Origin of the sequence: Nocardia sp. JMUB6875 (genome assembly GCF_041154655.1) — a bacterium.
In the GTDB taxonomy this organism is placed as follows: Bacteria; Actinomycetota; Actinomycetes; order Mycobacteriales; family Mycobacteriaceae; genus Nocardia.
Map to the genome: position 1 here is coordinate 58,071 of NZ_BAAFGR010000013.1, position 17,867 is coordinate 75,937.

Here is a 17,867-nt window from a genome sequence, read left to right on the forward strand (position 1 = left end):
TGATCTGGCGCACACGGTAGCACTCGCTATACACTGCGTCTAGCGAATGACGGAATGTCTACCGATTTCCGTGAAACGCCCTCCCGTACGAGAGACACGTGTCTAGGCTGCCGTCCCATGAACACACCGCGGATCGCCATCGTGGGTGCCGGAATCTCCGGGATCTGCATGGGCGTCGCCCTGCAGCAGGCGGGATTCACCGAGTTCACTATCTTCGAGAAGGCCGATGATTACGGCGGCACCTGGCGGGACAACAGCTATCCGGGGCTGGTGTGCGATGTGCCCTCGCGGTATTACCAATTCACTTTCGCCATGAATCCCGAATGGACGCAGCTGTATTCGGCCGGGCCGGAGATCAAGCGGTATCTGGTCGGGGTGGCGCGCGAGCACGGGTTACAGGCGCGGACGCGCTTCGGCACCGAGGTCGTCGGCGCGGAGTTCGACGGGACGGGATGGCGGGTCGGCACCTCGGACGGGCAGACCGAACGCTTCGACTTCGTCATGTGCGCGACCGGATTCCTGCATCATCCGAACCAGCCGGATATCAAGGGCCTGGACGAATTCGGCGGCATCGTCATGCATTCCGCACGCTGGCGGCACGACATCGACTTGGACGGCAAGCGGGTCGGCGTGATCGGAACCGGCTCGACCGGAACGCAACTGGTGAGCGCGCTGGCGGGCCGGGTACCGGAAGTCGTGTTGTTCCAGCGCACCCCGCAGTGGATTCTGCCGACGGTCAACCGCGCGTACTCCCCGGTGGCGAAGACGCTGTACCGGCGACTGCCTGCGCTGGGTGTGGTCCCCTACTGGTTCAATCGCGCGGCGTTCGCGGTCTTCTCGCAGGGGCTGGTGCATCCGGGCCGGGTGCGCCGCTTCATCCAATGGGTGGTCGAGCGAAACCTGCAGTCCGTCAAGGACCCTGAGCTGCGCCGCAAGCTGACGCCGGACTATCAGGCCATGTGCAAGCGACTGGTGGTATCGGACCGCTTCTACAAGGCTGTGCAGCGACCGGACGTGTCGCTGGTGACCGAGGGCATCGACCACGTCGAGCCGCGCGGCGTGGTCACCGCGGACGGCCAACTACACGAGCTCGACATCCTGGTACTGGCAACGGGATTCGATTCCCAGGCCTTCATGCGTCCGATGGCCATCACCGGCACCGACGGCCGTACCCTGGACCAGGCGTGGTCGGAGGGCCCGCGCGCCTTCGAAGGCGTCATGATGCCCGACTTCCCCAACCTGTTCATGCTCGTGGGCCCGCACAGCCCCTTCGCCAACCACCCTCTCACCGCGGTGGCCGAAGCCCAGTCCGCCCGCATAGTCACCTGGCTGAAGCGCTGGCAGGCAGGCGAATTCGCCACCGTGGCCCCGACCCGCGCCGCCACCGACCGCTACAACGCGCGTATGCGCGCGGCGGCCCCGAGCACGGTCTGGACCACCGGCTGCACCAGCTGGTACCTGGGCAAGGACGGCCTGCCCGCCCTCTGGCCCTGGACACCCGGCCGCTACGAGAAGCTGATCCGCAGCACCCCGGACCCGGTCGACTACGAACTCGGGCAACGCGTCGAGAGCCGGAAGTGACGTCGTGGAAATAGCGTTCTGGCGCTTCGTATCCCGGATAGTGGGCCGCTGGTGGTTCGGCCCGGCCCCCGATTGGTCCCGGGTGCGCGCCCGGGTCGGCGCGGGCACCACCTTCGCCCGCGCGCCCAAAGGTGTCGCCGTCGAGACCGGTCGACTCGGCGGCGTCCCGGTCGAAACCCTCACGCCGCGAGGTGCTCCCGCCGATGCCGCAGTGCTCTACCTGCACGGCAGCGGCTATGTCATCGGCATGCCGCGCATGGTGCGCACCCTCACCGGCGCGCTCGCGGCCGCCATGGGCACGACCGTTTACGCGCTCGATTACCGCCTGGCTCCCGAGCACCCGTATCCGGCCGCCATCGACGACACCATGGCCGCGTATCGCGCATTGCTCGCTCGAGGAATTCCTGCCGAACGCATTGCGGTGGTGGGCGATTCGGCAGGTGGCGGCCTGGCCCTCGATCTCGCCCTGCGACTGCGTGACAAGCATTGGCCGCAGCCCGCGATACTCGGCCTGGTCTGCCCGGTGCTGGATCTGTCGGCGGATTCCTCGGCGTTCCACTGCGATCCGAGCCGCGAGCCCCTGCTGAACCCGCCGCTCATGGCTCAGTTCATGGACGCGTATCTGCCCGGTGTCCCGGAAGCCGAGCGCCGCGCCAGGTCCCCGCTCTACCGCGACATCACCGGGCTGCCGCCCATCGTCCTGCATTCGGCGGGCGATGACCTGCTGGCCGGGGACGCCCGCCGCTTCGCCGAGCATGCGACGAAATCGGCAGCGCCCCTGCGGCATCGGGAGTACCGCAGGCTCTGGCACGTCTTCCACGCCATGCCGATGGCCGTCGCCCGCGACGCCGTCGCAGACCTGTCGATCGCCCTGTCCGACGCCATCTTCGGCCACCGCACCGGCCATCGTGCCGGGCGTTGACCGCTCAGACGAAGGCGCGGCTGATCACCGGCACCACGAATTCCTCCAGCATGGCCCGCTCCTCGTCCTCGTCGCGCCCGGGCGCGGCGAGGAACGAGACGATGATGCGGGTCAGCCAGCGCGCCAGGCGGCTGCGCTCCGGATCGGTGAGGGCGGTGGGCGTGAACAGGCCCGCCGCAATGGATTCGATGACGTCGGAGTCCTGGCTGATGCGCCCCGCCGCACCCGATTCGCCGGGCCGGAACCAGGCGATGAGCATGGGGTCGGCGCGAACCGCGGCGATCGATCCGAGCATGGCGGCGACAACCCGCTCGCCGGGGTCGGCGATCTCGCCGACCTTCTGGAAGACGTCCGCGGCAATGCGCCGGGTCTCGCGATGCACGAAGGCGAGGCGCACGGCCTGCCGGTTCTCGAAGTACCGGTAGAGCGTCGCACGAGAACACCCGGCGGCTGTGGCGATGTCCCCCATCCCCACAGCGGTAACCCCGCGCTCGGCAAACAGCCGCGCCGCCGCATCGAGAATCCGCTCGGCAGCCAGATCCGCGCGATCATCCGCCAGCCAGCCGCGACTCATGCCATTTCCTTCCCGTCGAGTGGCACATCCTCGAGGCCGATTCCGACAAATCCCCTCGATGGTGTGCCACTCGGCGATGCTAGGCGGTGGGGTGGAAGGGGACGGAGACGGGCCAGCGCACGTAGTTGCCGTGGGACCACGTCACGGCGTCGAGGTCGACGGTGAAGTCTGGGCAGCGGGAGAGGAGTTCCTCCAGGGCCACGCGGGCCTGCATGCGCGCCGCGGCCGCGCCCAGGCAGTGGTGGTGGCCGTGGCTGAAGGTGAGGATGCGTTTGGGGTTGCGGCGGACATCGAGTTCGGCTGCGGTGGGGCCGAATTCGCGTTCGTCGCGATTGGCCGACCCGTAGAGGAGTAGGACCTTGCGGCCGGCGGGGATGGTGACGCCGTGCAGTTCCACGTCGCGGGTGGTGGCGCGGGCCAGGCCCTGGACCGGGGAGGTCATGCGGAGGAATTCCTCGATGGCGTCCGGGATGAGGGCCGGGTTCTCCACCAGCAGGCGGCGCTGGTCCGGGTTGGCGGTGAGCGATTGCACCGCGCCGCCGAGGTTTCCGGTGGTGGTGTCGTTGCCGCCGGTGATCATGGTGAAGGCGAAGCCGAGGATCGCGACGATGCCCTCGTTGTCGCCCTCCGCGCCGAGGCCGGAGGCGAGCAGATGGGAGATGGTGTCGTCGCCGGGCTCGGCCCGCCGTCGTTCGATGAGTTCGGCGAAGTAGGCGGCCAGTTCACCGACGGCGGCGAAGCCGTCCTGTCCGCCCGCGGCCAGGCCCGCGCCCTCGACCGCGCCGCCCACGATGCGCTCGGTCCAGCCGTCGAACTTGTCCCAATCCTGTTCCGGCACACCGAGGTAGTGGGCCACGACCATGGTGGGCAGCGGCTTGAACAGGTCCTTGACGATGTCGCCGCCGCCCCCGGCGCGCAGGCGCTCGATGCGTTCGACGATGAACTTGCGCACCGCGGGCTCGACCGAATTCACCTGGCGCGGTGTGAATCCCGGGGATACCCGGCGGCGGAAGTCGGTGTGCTCGGGCGGGTCCATGAAGACGAACGGCCTGACCGGTCCCAGGATCGAGGACACCAGGTCGGCGTAGTCGACGGTCAGACCGGAGGCCGAGGAGAAGACCTCGGGGTTGCGGGCGGCCGCGTAGACGTCCGCGTGCCGGGAGAGCACGTAGAAGTCGTCGGATTCGCGGCCCTCCGGGATGGCCCGGTGGACCGGATCGTGGTCGCGCAGTTGGGAATACATGGGGTAGGGATCGCGCCAGGTTTCCCCGGACCGCAGCTCGAATCGCACCGCATGAGACGCCGTTGAACTCATGGATCGACGGTAAGACAAAACTGCTAATCTGTCTAGAACTTGTTACAAAACCCGGAATCGAACCGGATGGGCCAGCGGGCGGCCCGCATCATCGAGGTGATGCAGGGCGTAGGTCCCGCGTCCCAGCCCACTCGCAGGGAAGATCACCTCGTCGCGGGTGACGCCGTCGCTCAGGGGCAGGGTGTTCAGGGCCGAGGTCGCGGACACCGTCCGGATGAATCCGCCGGACTCGGGGTACACCGCCAGGCTGTGCCCGACCGTCGGGGCCGCGAGGCTGTAACTGACGACCAGGTCGCGGCCGGGTTCGTACATCGAGCGGTCCAGCAGCAAGCGATCGAACGGGGCGGCATCGTCAGCCGTCGTGCCCGCGTCTCCGGTTTCGACGAATCCTCGTACCCGGCACAGGAATCCGGCATCGAGATCAGCGGTCGCGGTGAGGTCGTACCAGCCCGCACCCACGGTGTCGTTGTCGCAGGGCATGTCTCGCCGTTCGGTCTTGCCCGCGCCCACCTCGATGATCCAGGGGCCGTCATTGCGGTAGGCGTTGGCGACCACCCGAATCGAAACGGGCTGCGTCCCACCGTTCTCGAACGACCACGCGAGCTTGCGCGGGCCCGAGGTCGCGGCGGTGGCGGTGACTCTCAGTGCGGCACAGGACTCTTGGAGATCACCGGCGAAGCGGCGCTGGAAGCCGTCCGGGCCGTAGAGCGTGTAGTCGTAGCGTCCGTTCACGGACGGAAGCTCACGGGTGACCGTGCCGCCGCCGGTGACATCGAAGCGGGTCGGCGTGTAATCCGCGACGAAGGCGTTCGGATGCACCCGGCAGTGCGCCGCGCCGGTGCCGCCATTGTCGATGGTGAGCGTGATCCCGCCGGTACCGTTCGGGGCACAGCGGGCCTGCAACTTGTACGGCAGCGGCACCCGCGCTCGGCGGCCGGTCTGCTGCTTGGGCATCCGCTGTACGAACGGAAGCGGTTGCGCCACACCGGACATGGGCTGGTCGGCGCGCGCGGCGGTGGCGGGCAGGATGAGGCTGCGCTTCGAGCCGAAGTCGAACAGCGAGGACAGGTCGCCGCACATCTGGCGCCGCCACGGGCTGATATTCGGTTCGGCCACGCCGGTGACGCGTTCGAGGAACTTCAAAACCGACGTGTGGTCGAACAATTCGGAGCAGACCGCCTGTTTGCTCCACGGCGAGACGATGATCGCCGGGGTGCGCGCCCCGAGGCCGACATTGTGCTGCCCGAAGTACTCGCCGCTCGTGCCGGGCGGCGGGGTCGGGGCGGGGACATGGTCGAAATAGCCGTCGTTCTCGTCGTAATTGAGGATGAAGACGGTCTTGTTCCACACGTCCGGATGTTCGGCGAGCGCCTCCAGCACGCCGTGGACCAGGGCCTGACCATTGCGCGGCCCCATGACCGGATGCTCGCAGTCGACATAGGGCGCGACGATCCAGGACACCGTGGGCAGCTTGCCCGTCGCGACATCGGTGCGGAAGGACTCCACCAGGGTGCCCTCGCGCGCCCGCAGCAGCCCCTGCTCGACCAGCGTCCGCTGCCCCGGCGTCAGCTCGTCCATGCCGCGCTTCAGATCGGCGGCGTAGGCGGGCTCCAGGCTCGGATCCCGTTGCAGGTCACTGTAATACCGGAAGAAGTTCTCGAAGGCGAGCCCGCCGCCGCCGTTGGTGTACTTCAGCGCCGAACGCGCGGCATTGCGGAACGGCAGGAAGAAGTCGAGCGCGTTGTCGGTGTAGTTGTCCCACTCCTGATAGACCCGCCAGCCGATGCCGCGTTCCTGCAGGCGTTCGGCGTAGGTGGTCCAGGGCAGTCCGAAGATGACGTCGTTGACGTAGCGCCCGGCGTCGGGGCTGAGCAGTGCGTCGTAGAGGAACAGATTGCCGCTGCGCGGGGTGACCATCCCGGCCAGTGCCTGGGCCACCGATTGCGGCAGCGCGCTGGTCACGCCGTGCACCAGGCCCAGCACGGCGTCCACGATCCCGGCGACCGGCAGGCTGCGCATCCAGCGCAGTTTCGAATCGTCGGCGAACAGCGAGACCTGTAGCGATTCCGCGTAATTGTCCAGGGCGAGGGGGTTCTGCACGGTGCCGCTGAACAGGTACATGCGGTTGGGGTCGGTGGGCCCGTTGACCGAGCAGTGGTAGCCGTCCAGGACGGTGAACGCCTCGGCCAGCTGGTAGTAGAAGGCGAGGCTGTCGCGGTCGTAGCCGACCATGGTGCCCTCACCCTTGGCGGCGATCCAGGCGTCGTGGCGGCCCGCGGCGAAAGCGTCATGGCCGGTGCGGGTTCCGTGGTCGGTGCCGTCGATGTTCTGCAGCGTGGTGAGGTACGGCAGCACCGTGCGCCCGCCGTCGGGCTGGTGGAAGACCGAGCGTCCGGTGGACAGTTGCAGCGCGTTGAGGTCGGCGTAGCCGCGGACCCCGGCCATGCCGCCGAAGTAGTGGTCGAAGGACCGGTTCTCCTGCATGAGGATCACCACGTGTTCGATGCGGTCCCAGCCGCCGGGCGGGGCCGGTTCCGCCCAGGCCTGAACCAGGCTCGGCGGGAGCATCGACATGGCTCCGGCCGCACCACCCAAGTGCGCGGCGTGCTTCAGAAAGCGCCTCCGATCCATGATCTCCCCTACGAGCATAGGAACGGCTATCACCGAGGATCGCCGACCGAGCTTGGGGGTTCGTGGCGGTGAGGGGGATCAGCAATGAAGGGTCAGTTAATCATTGGCTCCGGAAGTCGCGGATCGGTCACGTGGGATTCACTCCTGTTCAGCCACCGTTGTCCTCGGTGCGTACCAAGACGAATACCAGCTCGGTATCGCCGATGCGGAGCACCGCGCCGTCGGAGAGCAGACCGCTGTCCATGACGCGCTGGCCGTTGATGAAGACGCCGTTGGAGGAGTTCAGATCCTTGACCACCCAGGTGTGGCCATTGTCGATGACGAGCGCGTGATGGCGGCTGACCCGGCCGTCGGGCAGCGCGATGTCATTGTCGGACAGGCGTCCGATGCGGGTGGTGGAGCCGACCACCGGATAGACGTGGCCGAAGCGGTCGCGCAGCAGCGCCTGCGGTTCGTGCCAGCTGCGGTCCACGATGGTGGTGGCGCGGGTGGCCGAGGCCGCGCCGACCGCGCGCACGCTCAGCGGATCCTGGCGCAGGATGCGGGATTCCAGTTCGCGGATGCGGTGGCCGGGATCGATGCCCAGCTCCTCGGCGAGGATGGCGCGCAGGCGGCGGGCCGCCTCCAGGGCGTCGGATTGGCGGCCGGTCATGTAGAGCGCGGTGATCAGCTGCTCCCAGAGCGATTCGCGCAGTGGATGATCGCGCACCAGCAGGTTCAGTTCGGCGACCACGTTCTCGGCGCGGCCCTGGGCGATATCGGCCTCGGCGCGGGCCTCGATGACGCCGATGCGTTCATCGTCGAGAGCCACGGCGTAGGCGTCGGCGAAACCGAGGCCGCGCAGATCCGACAGCACCGGGCCGCGCCACTGGGCCAGGGCCTCCGACAGTGCGGAGGTGGCGGCGGCGAAGCGGCCCGCGGCCAGGGCGCGCATGCCGTTCTCGCGGCGGGCGCGGAAGCGGAAGACGTCGCAGGCGGCATCGTCGACCACGATGCGGTAGCCGGTGCCCATGTGCTGCAGCATGTTCCGGGCGTCGATGCCGCCGTCGCGCAGGGGCTTGCGCAGATTGGAGACGATGGCGTGCAGGCTGACCCGGACGTCGGGCGGCGGATTGTCCTCCCAGACCGCGCTGGCCAGGGATTCGACCGATACCGGCCGGTTGGCGTTGATCGCCAGATAGGCCAGCACCGCACGCTGCTTGGGCCCGCCCAGCTGCTGCTCCACCCCGTCGATGGTCAGCCGCACCGGCCCGAGCACCCCCACCTGCGCCCGCACCTCACCCATTGCCGACCTCCCGCCCGGCCCAGCTTCTCGCCCGTCACTGTAACTTTCCACGGCCGCCCCGCCCATCGCATCCAACGATTTCCTCCACAGACCAGGTCGGTTCCCGGGCCGAATTCGTTCCACCCGGGCCGGGATACAGACGAGCATGCACCGAGGCCGCGGCGCCCGGGAGGGTGTGTGCACTAATACGCGGCGGCGAATTCGGCGGATCCGGCCGTTACGGGTTGAGGGTGGAGACCTCCACATTGCCGATCGTGGTGACCGGGAAGTTGGCCTTCACCCACGCGGCGATCTGCGCGGAGGTGGATTCGGGGCCGGAGTTGCCGCCGTAGGGCTGGGGATTGCCGCCCTGGTTCTGGCGCTGGCGGGTCAGGTAGTAGCCGATCTGGTGGTCGGCGACGTACTGCTGGAATTGGGACAGGGTTGGGGAAGGGTCGCGGCCGCTGAAGCCGCCGACGGCGAGTAGGGGCTTGCCGGTGGTCAATTCGAGGGTGCTGACGTCCTGCGCGCCCTGGGCGGCGGCGGCCCAGCGGGCGTCGGTGGCATCGATGAGGGCGATGATTCGGGGATCGCTCACACCGGCTCCCTGACCGCCGTATTGGCTGCCGCGCCCGCTGCGGGCCGGACCTGCGGTCGGGCTGCCGCCCTGGTGTACTCCGGCGACCGTCTCGAGGGTGTAGGCGGTGGGGCCGAGCAGTCCGGCGAGCACGGCGAAAATGGCTGTGGCGAGCGCGAATCGGGGCAGCTTCGGGGTGAGCAGTAGCGCGGCGGCCGCGAGGACGGCCAGCGCCACCAGGGTCCAGCGCAGCCAGGGGAGCCATTCGGGCGTGCGGTGCAGCAGTACGAACGACCAGATTCCGGTGACCAGGGGCATGGCGGCGAGGGTGCCGCGGGCCGCGAGATGCTCACGGCGCTGCCACAATTGGGTCGCGCCGATGGCGGCCACGGCGGCCATGGCCGGGACCAGTTCCATGGAGTAGTAGGAGTGGAAGCTGCGGCTCATGTAGCTGAGCACGGCCGCGGTGACCAGCAGCCAGCCGCCCCACAGCAGCAGTCCGGCGCGAATTCGGTCGGTGCGGGGTTGCTTGCGGGTCAGCCAGAGTCCGGCGACCAGGGCGATCAGGGCGGCGGGCAGCAGCCAGGAGAACTCGGTGGCCAGCTCGCCGGTGAACAGGCGGGTGATGCCCGGCTGTGAGCCGAAGCCGCCGAATCCACCGCGCGGCATCTGATCCGCGGCATGCTGCACCGGATCCGGCACCGCCGTCGGCGTCGGCCGATGTGCGCCTCCCCCATTGTGATTGCCGAAGACGCGGCCGAGGCCGTTGTAGTCGACGGCCAGTTCCCACAGGCTGTTGCTCGTGGAACCACCGATGTAGGGCCGAGATCCGGCGGGCCACAGCGCGACGAGCGCCACGTACCAGCCCGAGGACGCCACCACGGCCACCGCCGCGGCCGCCAATTGCCCTGCACGCGTGCGCCATCCGCCCGCACCGGCCACCAGCACCACCAGCGCCAGCCCGGGCAGCACCAGGAATGCCTGCATCATCTTGGCCAGGAACCCGAAGCCCATGAGCACGCCCGCCCCGACCAGCCAGCCGGTACTGCCGGACCAAAATCGTTCCCCGCGTGTGTCGATGGCACGCACCGTGCAATACGCGGCGGCCACCAGGAGCAGCAGCATCAGCGCGTCCGGATTGTTGAACCGGAACATCATCGCCGCCACCGGCGTCACGGCCAGCCCCGCGCCCGCGAGCAGTCCGGCGACCGGTCCGGCCCAGCGCCGCACCGCGGCGATCAGCAGCGCCACCGCCGCCACACCCATGAGCGCCTGCGGTACGAACATCGACCACGAATCGAACCCGAAGATCCTGCCCGACAAGCCCATCACCCACATGGCGGCGGGCGGTTTGTCCACGGTGATCGAGTTCTGCGGATCCAGCGACGCGAACAGCAGCGCCTCCCAACTCTGCGTCCCCGACTGCACCGCGGCCGCGTAATACCCGTTCCCCCAACCCGCCCCGCCGAGCCCCCACAGATAGACGACGGCGGTCGCGATCAACAGCGAGAAGGTGGCGGCACGCTCCCAGCGCGGCCTGCCGGGCGGGGCGAGCAGGGTCGGCCATCGAGACGTGCCGTTGCTCGCGTCGCCGGTCGCTGTTTCGCGACCGTCCCGCACTGGCGTGGAGTCGACGCCGGTGATGGCCGTCATGCCACCTGCCTTCCTTTGTCCCCGACCGGTTCCCTCTGTGACGGTGCGGAGCCTATGTGCCCGTATTTCCACCGAGCTTCAGGTCGGCTGGGAGTTCCCTGTGAGAGGTGCTGCGGGGCTGTTCACCTGGAGAAACAGCGAAAGGGCACCCGTTGCGGGGTGCCCTTTTCGGAGTGCCGGACCTGCGTTCGGGTCAGGCGGTGGGGAGGGTGAAGGCGGCGGTGCGGACCTGGTCGCCGTGCTTGAAATCGAGGAACAGGCGGTAGGTGCCGCGGCCGGGAACCGCGGTGTGGAAGGTGATTTCGGGGCCGGGGGCGGTGACGCCGTCGCCGGGCTCGCCGTTCGGGTGCACGTGGACGTAGGCCAGATCGCCGGCGCGCAGGATCACCAGGTGGCCGTAGGCCGCGAGGTAGGGCTGCAGGTCGGTGACGAGTTCGCCGTCCTTGCGCACGGTGAGGGTGAGCAGCTGCCCCTCGCCCGCGACCAGGTCGCCGTCCAGGGTGACCTCGTAGCCGTCGACGTCGAAGGTGCGCTTGGGCTCCGGCGCGGTCTGCGGCCGGTAGTCACCGGCGATGGCGAAATCCGCACCGAGGGTGATGGTCTTGCCGAGCGCCTTGGGGGCGATATCGGTGAAGGCGCGGTAGGCGCCCGCCACGGGGAGGTTCAGCTTGACCGCCCAGGTGCCGTCGGCGGCGCGCTCCGGGTGGACGTGCCAGAAGCCGGTGAGCTCGCGCTGCACCACGATCAGGTGCAGTTCCTTGTCGTGGATGGCGTCGAAGTCGTTGACCGCCAGGCCGTCCGGGCCCAGGATGCGGAAGCGGAATTCGATTTCGCCGGTGGCGACAACCTTTTCGGCCAGCTCGAGGGTGTAGCCGTCCTGGGTGACCTGCAGGCCGCCCGGTACGCCCGCGTCGTGGCCGCCGTGCGCGTGGCCACCGTGCGCGGCGTGCGCGTCGTGCCCGGCGTGCGCGGCATGGTTGGCGTGATCGCCGTGCGCGGCATGCACCACGTGGGCGGCGTGCGCGGCATGATCGGTGTGGGCCGCATGCTCGGTGTGGGCAGCGTGGTCACCGTGAGCAGCGTGGTTGTGATGTCCGGCGTGGGCCTGGGTGGTCATTTCTGTGTCCTCTCAACTGCTTTCGGTGCCTTACGAATGACGAAGTTAATACCCCCTAGGGGTATATGCAAGCGGTCGCGCAGTGAGCTGGGTCACTACTGGCTGCCCGGGTTCGGATCACGGTGAAGGCAACAGTGGCCGCCCACGCCCGGTTCGACAATCGTCCAACCTATGGCGAGCGACAGCGCACTTCGAACGGACCTGTTCGCGTTGGGAATCGAACTCGACGGGGCCGCCCCCGACCCCGCCGCGTGGCGCGCGCGGGTCCACGCGGCCGAGAACGCGGGATTCACCTTCGCGACCATCGGCGATTCCATCGATCCGGGCCCCGAACCCGGCGGCCGGCTGGACGCGAGCGTCCGCGCCGCCTTCGTCGCGGCCACCACCAGCACCCTCGGCCTGGTCCCGGTCATCGCCGCGACTTACGCTGAGCCCTTTCATGTTTCGTCCCAGCTGGCGAGCCTGGACTACGCCTCGCGCGGGCGGGCCGGATGGCTGGCCGTCGACGATCCGGGCGCGGCGCGGACCTGGGGCGCCACCCCGCGCACCACCCCGGCCGAGCTGTGGCGCGAGCGGGTCGATTCCATCGAAGTCGCACGGCGACTGTGGGATTCGTGGGAAGACGACGCGGTGATCCGCGACTACGCGGCCGGGAAGTTCCTGAATCGGGAGAAGCTGCATCACATCGACTTCATCGGCGAGACCTTCTCGGTGAAGGGTCCGGCGATCGTGCCGCGCCCGCCGCAGGGGCAGGTCGTCGTATTCGGTTACGGCGCGGAGGATTCCGAGAGCATCGATGTCGCACTGGTCGGCGGCGCGACGCTGCCGGAGATCCGTGAGGCGGTCGAAGGCGCACGGGCAGCGGGTATTTCGCGGGTGCTGGTCGACCTGGACACCACCGCCGACACCCCGGCCGCGGCCGCCGACCTGGTCGCCCAGTTGACCGAGCTCGCCCCGATCGCCGACGGCGTCCGCCTGCGTCCGGCCGTCGTCGACGAGACCCTCCCGATCCTGGCCCGCTACGTCCTGCCCGCCCTGCTGCGCACCGGCCTCGCCCATCGCCCGGTCCCGGGTTCGACGCTGCGCGCGAATCTCGGCCTGCCCCGTCCCGTCAACCGCTACGCCAAGGAGCTCGCCCGATGACCGAGGTCCCCTTCCCCGACGCCCAGGTGCATTTCGGCGTCTTCTTCCAGGGCGTCAATCACCACACCGTCTGGTCGGATCCGAGCAGCGGGTCGCAGATCGACTTCGAATCCTTCCGCCACGTCGCCACCACCGCCGAGCGCGGGCTGTTCGACGCCTTCTTCCTGGGCGAGGGCCTGCGGCTGCGCGAGCAGGACGGGCAGCTGCTGGACACCGATATCGCCGGAAGGCCCGACGCCATCACGCAATTGGCGGCGCTGGCCGGGCTCACGCACCGGATCGGGCTGGTGGCCACGCAGAATGCCACCTACAACGAGCCCGCGGACCTGGCGCGGCGGCTGTCGAGCCTGGATATGCTGTCGGGCGGGCGCGCGGGCTGGAACGTGGTGACCACCGACAATGCCTGGACCGGTGAGAATTTCCGGCGCGGCGGCTTCCTGGACCACGCCCTGCGCTACGAGCGCGCAGCCGAATTCCTGAGCCTGGCCCGGGAGATCTGGGACGCCTGGTCCGACACCGAGGTGCGCACGGTCGAACACGACAGCACCCAGTTCAAGGTGGCCATCACCCCGACCGTCCCGCGCAGCGCCCAGGGTCATCCGGTGATCTTCCAGGCGGGCGTCTCCCCCGCCGGGCGCGACTTCGCGGCCGGTCAGGCGGAAGTCATCTTCTCCCCCTTCGGAACCCATTTCGACGCTGCCCTGGATTTCGCGAACGACATCCGCACCCGCCTGGTCGCGGCGGGCCGCCCCGCCGATGACATCCGCATCCTCCCCGGCACCCAGATCGTGCTGGCGGACAACGAATCCGAGGTCGAGGAGAAGCGCCGCTGGGTGATCGAACAACAGATCACCGGCGCCACCGCCCTCTCCCTCGCCGGTCAGGTGTGGGGACGAGACCTGTCCCACCTCGACCCCGACGGCCCGCTCCCCGCGGAAGACCCTGAGCCCTCGGTGATCTCATCCACCCGCGGCGCCCAGCGTGACGGCCAGAACCGCGAAACCGTCGTGGCCCAGTGGCGCGAACTGGCCGACTCGAAAAACCTGACCCTCCGCCAGGTAGCCATCGAAACCACCGCCCGCTTCGGCTTCGCGGGCACCCCGAGCCAGGTCGCCGACGAACTGACCCGCTGGGTCCGCCAGGGCGCCAGCCACGGCTTCAACATTGTCCCGTACAAGGTCCCGACCGGTCTCGACGACATCGTCGATCGCCTGATTCCCGAACTCCAGGACCGCGGTTCGTATCGGACGAGCTATTCCGGGAAAACCCTCCGCGAACATCTCGGACTTCGCCCGCCGCTTACCAGGCGCTGACGCGCCTACCGCCTACGCCCGCTACGCCTCGAATTTCTGCGGCAGCGCCGGAAATCTCTCCGGCAGGTCGCCGGTGGCGTAGCGGGCGTAGGTGTTCTCCGGGGACACGGTGATGATGTCGGCGACGGCTACCAATTCGGCCGGGACGCAGCCTCCTTCGAAGTGGTCGACGCTGGGCACGATGACGGCCTCCAGGGCCAGGCGGGAGACGAGGACGCGGAGTCGGTGCACCGGTCGGTCGGTCCAGGGACCGAAGACCACCGTCTTGCGCAGGTCGTAGCCCAGGCGGTGGGCCATTATGCGAATCCGGGCCTCATCCCATTGCTGACGTTCGCCGGATATGTCGCTCCGCAACCATCCGATCGCGCCGGGTTCCGATGTCATGGCTATTCCTTGGAGTTTTCGCTTGCGGCGACCGTGCCGACTTCAAGGTTGGTCCGCGTGCCCGATTTGATCGATGGCGTGCGGTGGGGAAAGTACGGGGCAAATCGGGGTCATGGCGGCGCGGCAAATCCGTGGAAGACCTATTCTCGGGATAGGTCCAGCAGAGAGGCCGCATGCCGTGACCGGACGGAACGAGCTGCTCATCGAGGCTCGGCTGCGCCTGGAATCCCCCGGAGCGCCGGGACAATCGATGACTCGCCGGGAGTTGGCGGATGCCGTCAACGACCACGTCTTCCGGGTCACCAGCAAGCGGGGGGCCGTCGACGAACGACACGTCGGCAAGTGGGAGCGAGGCGAAACGACATGGCCCAGAAAGCATTACCGCGCCGCGTTGCGGGCGGTCCTGAATGTGGCGACCGATGCCGAACTCGGCTTCCGGACGCCGCATCGCCCGGTGGATGACGAGGCCGTGAACCGCAAGCAGTTTCTTTCCAGCACCCTGGTGGTGGCCGCCAACGTGGTGCTGAGTAATTCCGCGCCAACCGAATCCGAGCTCATCGACACCATGGCCGGGCCGACCGCCAACTATCGGCGGATGGAATCCTCGGTGCCCTCGGACCGGCTGGCGCCGGTGGTGGACGCGCATCTGAATCTGGTGGCCGGGGTGGTGCGGGATCGGCTGCGCACGTCCGGGGGTTTTCGGGCGCTGTCCGAAATCGCCGGGCTGGCAGCGTGGTTGGCGGCCGATCGCGGGGATGACGCGGCGGCGCGGCGGCGGTACGTGGAGGCCATCCGGCATGCCGAGCGGACGCATCATCCGCTGCTGGTGTCCTATATGACGGCCAGCCTGGGGCATTACGCGGTCGAAATGGGTGACGCCAGAGCGGGTTTGACCTTGCTGCGCACGGCCGCCTCGCAGCTGGGTCCCGATGTGCCCGACAGTGCCGGGGCGTGGATGTCCTCGCTGCTGGCGGTCGCGTACGCGGCGACCGGGGATCGGGCCGCATCGCTGGGGGCCTTGCGGCGCGCCGAGCGGCTGGTGGATCGGCAGCGCGGAGAACCGCAGTGGCCGTGGGTGTTCGTGTTCGACGGACCCAAGGCGGCCCGGTATCAGGCCAGCGCGCTGACCCGGCTGGGCGACAATCGCGCGGCCCACATCGCCTTCGAGAACGCCGACGCCGCCCTGACCGCGGAGAAGCCGCGCGCGCTGGCCCAGGTCGAGCACGCCCAGGTGCTGGCCCGCTCGGGCGACATCGAGGGCGGCTGCTCTCTCGCGGCGGGTGCGCTGCTGGTCGGGCTCACCTATCACAGTGAGCGAATCACCCGGCTGGCCAGGGCATTCCGCGCTGACCTGCCCGCGCGTACCGTCGAAGCGAGGGCACTCGACGACGCCCTCGCGACCCTCTACGGACGAGACGATCAATGACGAGCGTCGCCATCACCGGGCACCGCGGGCTGCCCGCCGGCACGCTGGCGCTGGTGGATCGGGCCCTGCGGCTCGAGGTCGCCCTGCGCATTCGGCCGGGCGAGACCGAGCTCACCGGGGTGAGTTGTCTTGCGGACGGGCCGGATTCGCTGTTCGCGCAGGCGATCCTGGACGCCGGGGGCCGGTTGGTCGCGGTCGTTCCGGCGCGCACGTACCGGGCCAGCCTGCCCGCATCGCATCACCCGGTGTACGACCATCTCGTTGCCGCCGCCAGCCGGGTCATCGAACTCGACCGCGAGACCTCCGATCCCGAGGCCCATCAGGCCGGCAGCCTCCGCATGCTCGACGAATCCGATGAACTCCTCGCGGTCTGGGACGGTTTGCCCGCCCGAGGCTTCGGCGGCACCGCCGATGTGGTCGCCACCGCCCGGGAACGCGGCATGCCGGTGACGGTGCTCTGGCCCGAAGGGGCCGAACGGCCTTGACCCGGGCCGGTTCCGGTCGAAGAGTGGTGGCGTGCGCGGCGACGGCAACGGGTGGTTTCGCGACCTCGACGGGGTGCGGCATTGGGGGCGGTACGGGGCGGCCGGACTGCTGCTGCGGGCACCGCTGGCCGAATCCTCCGGTTGCGCAGTGCTTTTGCAGTTGCGGGCGCGGGGGCGGGCGGACACCCGGGGGACGTGGACGATTCCCGGCGGTGCGTGCGACAGCCACGAGGGACCGGCCGAGGCCGCGCTGCGGGAGGCGTGGGAGGAGGCCGGGATCGATCCCCGGGAGGTTGTGATCCGCGGGGAGCGGGTGACCACGCGGGCGCTCGGCGGGTGGATCTTCACGACGGTCGTGGCCGATGCGCGGACCGCGTTGCCGGTTCGGCTCGACCATGAGACCGAGGCGGCGCGGTGGGTTCCGGAGGCGGAGGTCGCGGCGCTGCCGTTGCATCCGGATTTTCGGCGGGCGTGGCCTCTGCTGCGGGCGCAGCCGGTGTATCTGGTGCTGGACAATGGTTTTCGGGCGTCGTCCGGGCGAGTGCTGCCGCGGACAGTGGAGGTGGCGGGGCAGGGGTTCGTCTGGCTGCATCGGTCGGGGGAACCGACCGGTCGCACCGCACGGTTGACGACTCGGCCACTGCCGTTCTACCAGCGGCCGGAGGACCAGCTCCTGCTGCACGCCGACCAGGTCTTCCCCGGGTCTGCCGCCTCGCCTTGACCTCAACCCAGGTTGAGGTATCAGGATGTCCCCATGGGCCGCTCGACGACCCGCCCCCGCGTCCCGGCCGAGTCCGTACACCCCTCGGCCGGGACGCGGGGTTTGTTTCTGCCGCGCCCGGGGCAATCGACACTCGCGGTGCTGTGCCCCTCGCCCGCACCCGGCCGATCCCGGCGTAGGGTCGATAGCGACCGCTCAGCTATTCCCATAGCCGCACCGCAGGATTCGCCACTGGGAGAGAGGACACAGCATGTCGAACGGGGAAGCCGTCGTTGTCGCCGTGGACGAATCGGCCGGTTCCGCGGTGGCCTGGGCCGCCAATGCCGCCGTCCTCCACCATCTGCCCCTGCACCTGCTGCGCGTCCTCGAGATCAGCCCCGACGAGGGGCTCGGCCTGGGCACCGTCCTCACCACCGAGGACTACACCCGCCTGGAGGAGCACGCCAACTGGCTGCTGGAGGCCGCCGCCGCGGAGGCCGTCAAGGCCTCCCCCGACCTCACCGTCACCACCGAACTCGCCACCGGCTCGGTCATCCCGACCCTGCTCGAGCGCACCCACTCCGCCCGCATACTGGTCTCCGGCGCCCGCGGCGGCGGCACCCTGCGCCGCGCCCTGCTCGGCTCGGTCAGCTCGGCCCTGGCCCGCCGCTCCCACTGCCCCTTCGTCGTGGTCCGCGACGGCGTCCCGTTCCCGCCCGACCTTCCCACCCGCCCCATCCTCGTCGGCGTCGACGGCCCCAAGGTCAGCGAGCCCGCCCTCC

General features: G+C 69.2%; 15 protein-coding genes. 8 read left to right on the plus strand and 7 right to left on the minus strand.

Going from position 1 to position 17,867, the window contains the following annotated elements:
* Window positions 1-117: 117 nt before the first annotated feature.
* Together ACAM49_RS05625 and ACAM49_RS05630 are read left to right on the plus strand one after the other, a co-directional pair.
* The gene (locus tag ACAM49_RS05625) at window positions 118-1,581 is read left to right on the plus strand and encodes a flavin-containing monooxygenase (protein WP_369634374.1); all 1,464 of its coding nucleotides are present in this window, start codon (window positions 118-120) and stop codon (window positions 1,579-1,581) included.
* Between the two features lie 4 nt (window positions 1,582-1,585).
* Window positions 1,586-2,503 carry an alpha/beta hydrolase gene (locus tag ACAM49_RS05630; protein ID WP_369634375.1) on the plus strand — a complete coding sequence of 306 codons (918 nt, stop codon included), beginning with the start codon at window positions 1,586-1,588 and terminating at the stop codon, window positions 2,501-2,503.
* Window positions 2,504-2,507: 4 nt separating this feature from the next.
* Here ACAM49_RS05630 and ACAM49_RS05635 read toward each other — a convergent pair whose 3' ends face one another.
* The 6 genes from ACAM49_RS05635 to ACAM49_RS05660 all read right to left on the minus strand — a co-directional run bounded on the left by ACAM49_RS05635 (window position 2,508) and on the right by ACAM49_RS05660 (window position 11,634).
* A complete protein-coding gene (locus ACAM49_RS05635) occupies window positions 2,508-3,077 on the minus strand; it encodes a TetR/AcrR family transcriptional regulator (protein WP_369634376.1) in 570 nt (189 codons plus the stop codon).
* A 79-nt stretch (window positions 3,078-3,156) separates the two neighbouring features.
* Window positions 3,157-4,392 (minus strand): cytochrome P450, encoded by a 1,236-nt coding sequence (locus tag ACAM49_RS05640; RefSeq protein ID WP_369634377.1) that lies wholly within the window; start codon window positions 4,390-4,392, stop codon window positions 3,157-3,159.
* A 42-nt stretch (window positions 4,393-4,434) separates the two neighbouring features.
* Window positions 4,435-7,023: an alkaline phosphatase family protein gene (locus ACAM49_RS05645; RefSeq protein ID WP_369634378.1), complete on the minus strand. Its 2,589-nt coding sequence runs from the start codon at window positions 7,021-7,023 to the stop codon at window positions 4,435-4,437.
* 148 nt (window positions 7,024-7,171) lie between these two features.
* Window positions 7,172-8,308 (minus strand): BTAD domain-containing putative transcriptional regulator, encoded by a 1,137-nt coding sequence (locus ACAM49_RS05650; RefSeq protein WP_369634379.1) that lies wholly within the window; start codon window positions 8,306-8,308, stop codon window positions 7,172-7,174.
* A 217-nt stretch (window positions 8,309-8,525) separates the two neighbouring features.
* A complete protein-coding gene (locus ACAM49_RS05655; RefSeq protein ID WP_369634380.1) occupies window positions 8,526-10,517 on the minus strand; it encodes a glycosyltransferase family 39 protein in 1,992 nt (663 codons plus the stop codon).
* 193 nt (window positions 10,518-10,710) lie between these two features.
* Window positions 10,711-11,634: a hypothetical protein gene (locus ACAM49_RS05660; protein ID WP_369634381.1), complete on the minus strand. Its 924-nt coding sequence runs from the start codon at window positions 11,632-11,634 to the stop codon at window positions 10,711-10,713.
* A gap of 171 nt (window positions 11,635-11,805) precedes the next feature.
* Between ACAM49_RS05660 and ACAM49_RS05665 the strand changes: the two genes are divergently transcribed.
* Together ACAM49_RS05665 and ACAM49_RS05670 are read left to right on the plus strand one after the other, a co-directional pair.
* Window positions 11,806-12,777 (plus strand): LLM class flavin-dependent oxidoreductase, encoded by a 972-nt coding sequence (locus tag ACAM49_RS05665; protein WP_369634382.1) that lies wholly within the window; start codon window positions 11,806-11,808, stop codon window positions 12,775-12,777.
* The gene (locus ACAM49_RS05670; protein ID WP_369634383.1) at window positions 12,774-14,090 is read left to right on the plus strand and encodes an NtaA/DmoA family FMN-dependent monooxygenase; all 1,317 of its coding nucleotides are present in this window, start codon (window positions 12,774-12,776) and stop codon (window positions 14,088-14,090) included. The genes ACAM49_RS05665 and ACAM49_RS05670 overlap by 4 nt, the downstream gene beginning before the upstream one ends.
* Window positions 14,091-14,111: 21 nt before the next feature.
* Here the strand turns inward: ACAM49_RS05670 and ACAM49_RS05675 are convergent, their stop codons facing one another.
* Entirely contained in the window at window positions 14,112-14,474 is a 363-nt protein-coding gene (locus ACAM49_RS05675) for a hypothetical protein (protein WP_369634384.1), read from the minus strand.
* A 178-nt stretch (window positions 14,475-14,652) separates the two neighbouring features.
* Between ACAM49_RS05675 and ACAM49_RS05680 the strand changes: the two genes are divergently transcribed.
* From ACAM49_RS05680 to ACAM49_RS05695, 4 genes are all read left to right on the plus strand, one after another.
* Window positions 14,653-15,900, plus strand: coding sequence for a hypothetical protein (locus ACAM49_RS05680; RefSeq protein ID WP_369634385.1), 1,248 nt, complete (start codon window positions 14,653-14,655; stop codon window positions 15,898-15,900).
* Complete coding sequence (locus ACAM49_RS05685; protein WP_369634386.1) at window positions 15,897-16,385, plus strand: hypothetical protein; 489 nt, start codon at window positions 15,897-15,899, stop codon at window positions 16,383-16,385. The genes ACAM49_RS05680 and ACAM49_RS05685 overlap by 4 nt, the downstream gene beginning before the upstream one ends.
* Window positions 16,386-16,416: 31 nt before the next feature.
* Entirely contained in the window at window positions 16,417-17,106 is a 690-nt protein-coding gene (locus ACAM49_RS05690; RefSeq protein WP_369634387.1) for an NUDIX domain-containing protein, read from the plus strand.
* A 250-nt stretch (window positions 17,107-17,356) separates the two neighbouring features.
* A partial coding sequence (locus ACAM49_RS05695) for a universal stress protein (protein WP_369634388.1) occupies window positions 17,357-17,867 on the plus strand: 511 nt, incomplete at its 3' end.

Excerpts from the sequence above, each read along its gene's own strand:
- ACAM49_RS05645 (WP_369634378.1), bottom strand. The coding sequence starts at position 7,023 with ATGGATCGGAGGCGCTTTCTGAAGCACGCCGCGCACTTGGGTGGTGCG.
- ACAM49_RS05660 (WP_369634381.1), bottom strand. The coding sequence starts at position 11,634 with ATGACCACCCAGGCCCACGCCGGACATCACAACCACGCTGCTCACGGT.
- ACAM49_RS05685 (WP_369634386.1), top strand. The coding sequence starts at position 15,897 with ATGACGAGCGTCGCCATCACCGGGCACCGCGGGCTGCCCGCCGGCACG.
- ACAM49_RS05670 (WP_369634383.1), top strand. The coding sequence starts at position 12,774 with ATGACCGAGGTCCCCTTCCCCGACGCCCAGGTGCATTTCGGCGTCTTC.
- ACAM49_RS05665 (WP_369634382.1), top strand. The coding sequence starts at position 11,806 with ATGGCGAGCGACAGCGCACTTCGAACGGACCTGTTCGCGTTGGGAATC.
- ACAM49_RS05675 (WP_369634384.1), bottom strand. The coding sequence starts at position 14,474 with ATGACATCGGAACCCGGCGCGATCGGATGGTTGCGGAGCGACATATCC.
- ACAM49_RS05635 (WP_369634376.1), bottom strand. The coding sequence starts at position 3,077 with ATGAGTCGCGGCTGGCTGGCGGATGATCGCGCGGATCTGGCTGCCGAG.
- ACAM49_RS05650 (WP_369634379.1), bottom strand. The coding sequence starts at position 8,308 with ATGGGTGAGGTGCGGGCGCAGGTGGGGGTGCTCGGGCCGGTGCGGCTG.
- ACAM49_RS05640 (WP_369634377.1), bottom strand. The coding sequence starts at position 4,392 with ATGAGTTCAACGGCGTCTCATGCGGTGCGATTCGAGCTGCGGTCCGGG.
- ACAM49_RS05625 (WP_369634374.1), top strand. The coding sequence starts at position 118 with ATGAACACACCGCGGATCGCCATCGTGGGTGCCGGAATCTCCGGGATC.
- ACAM49_RS05655 (WP_369634380.1), bottom strand. The coding sequence starts at position 10,517 with ATGACGGCCATCACCGGCGTCGACTCCACGCCAGTGCGGGACGGTCGC.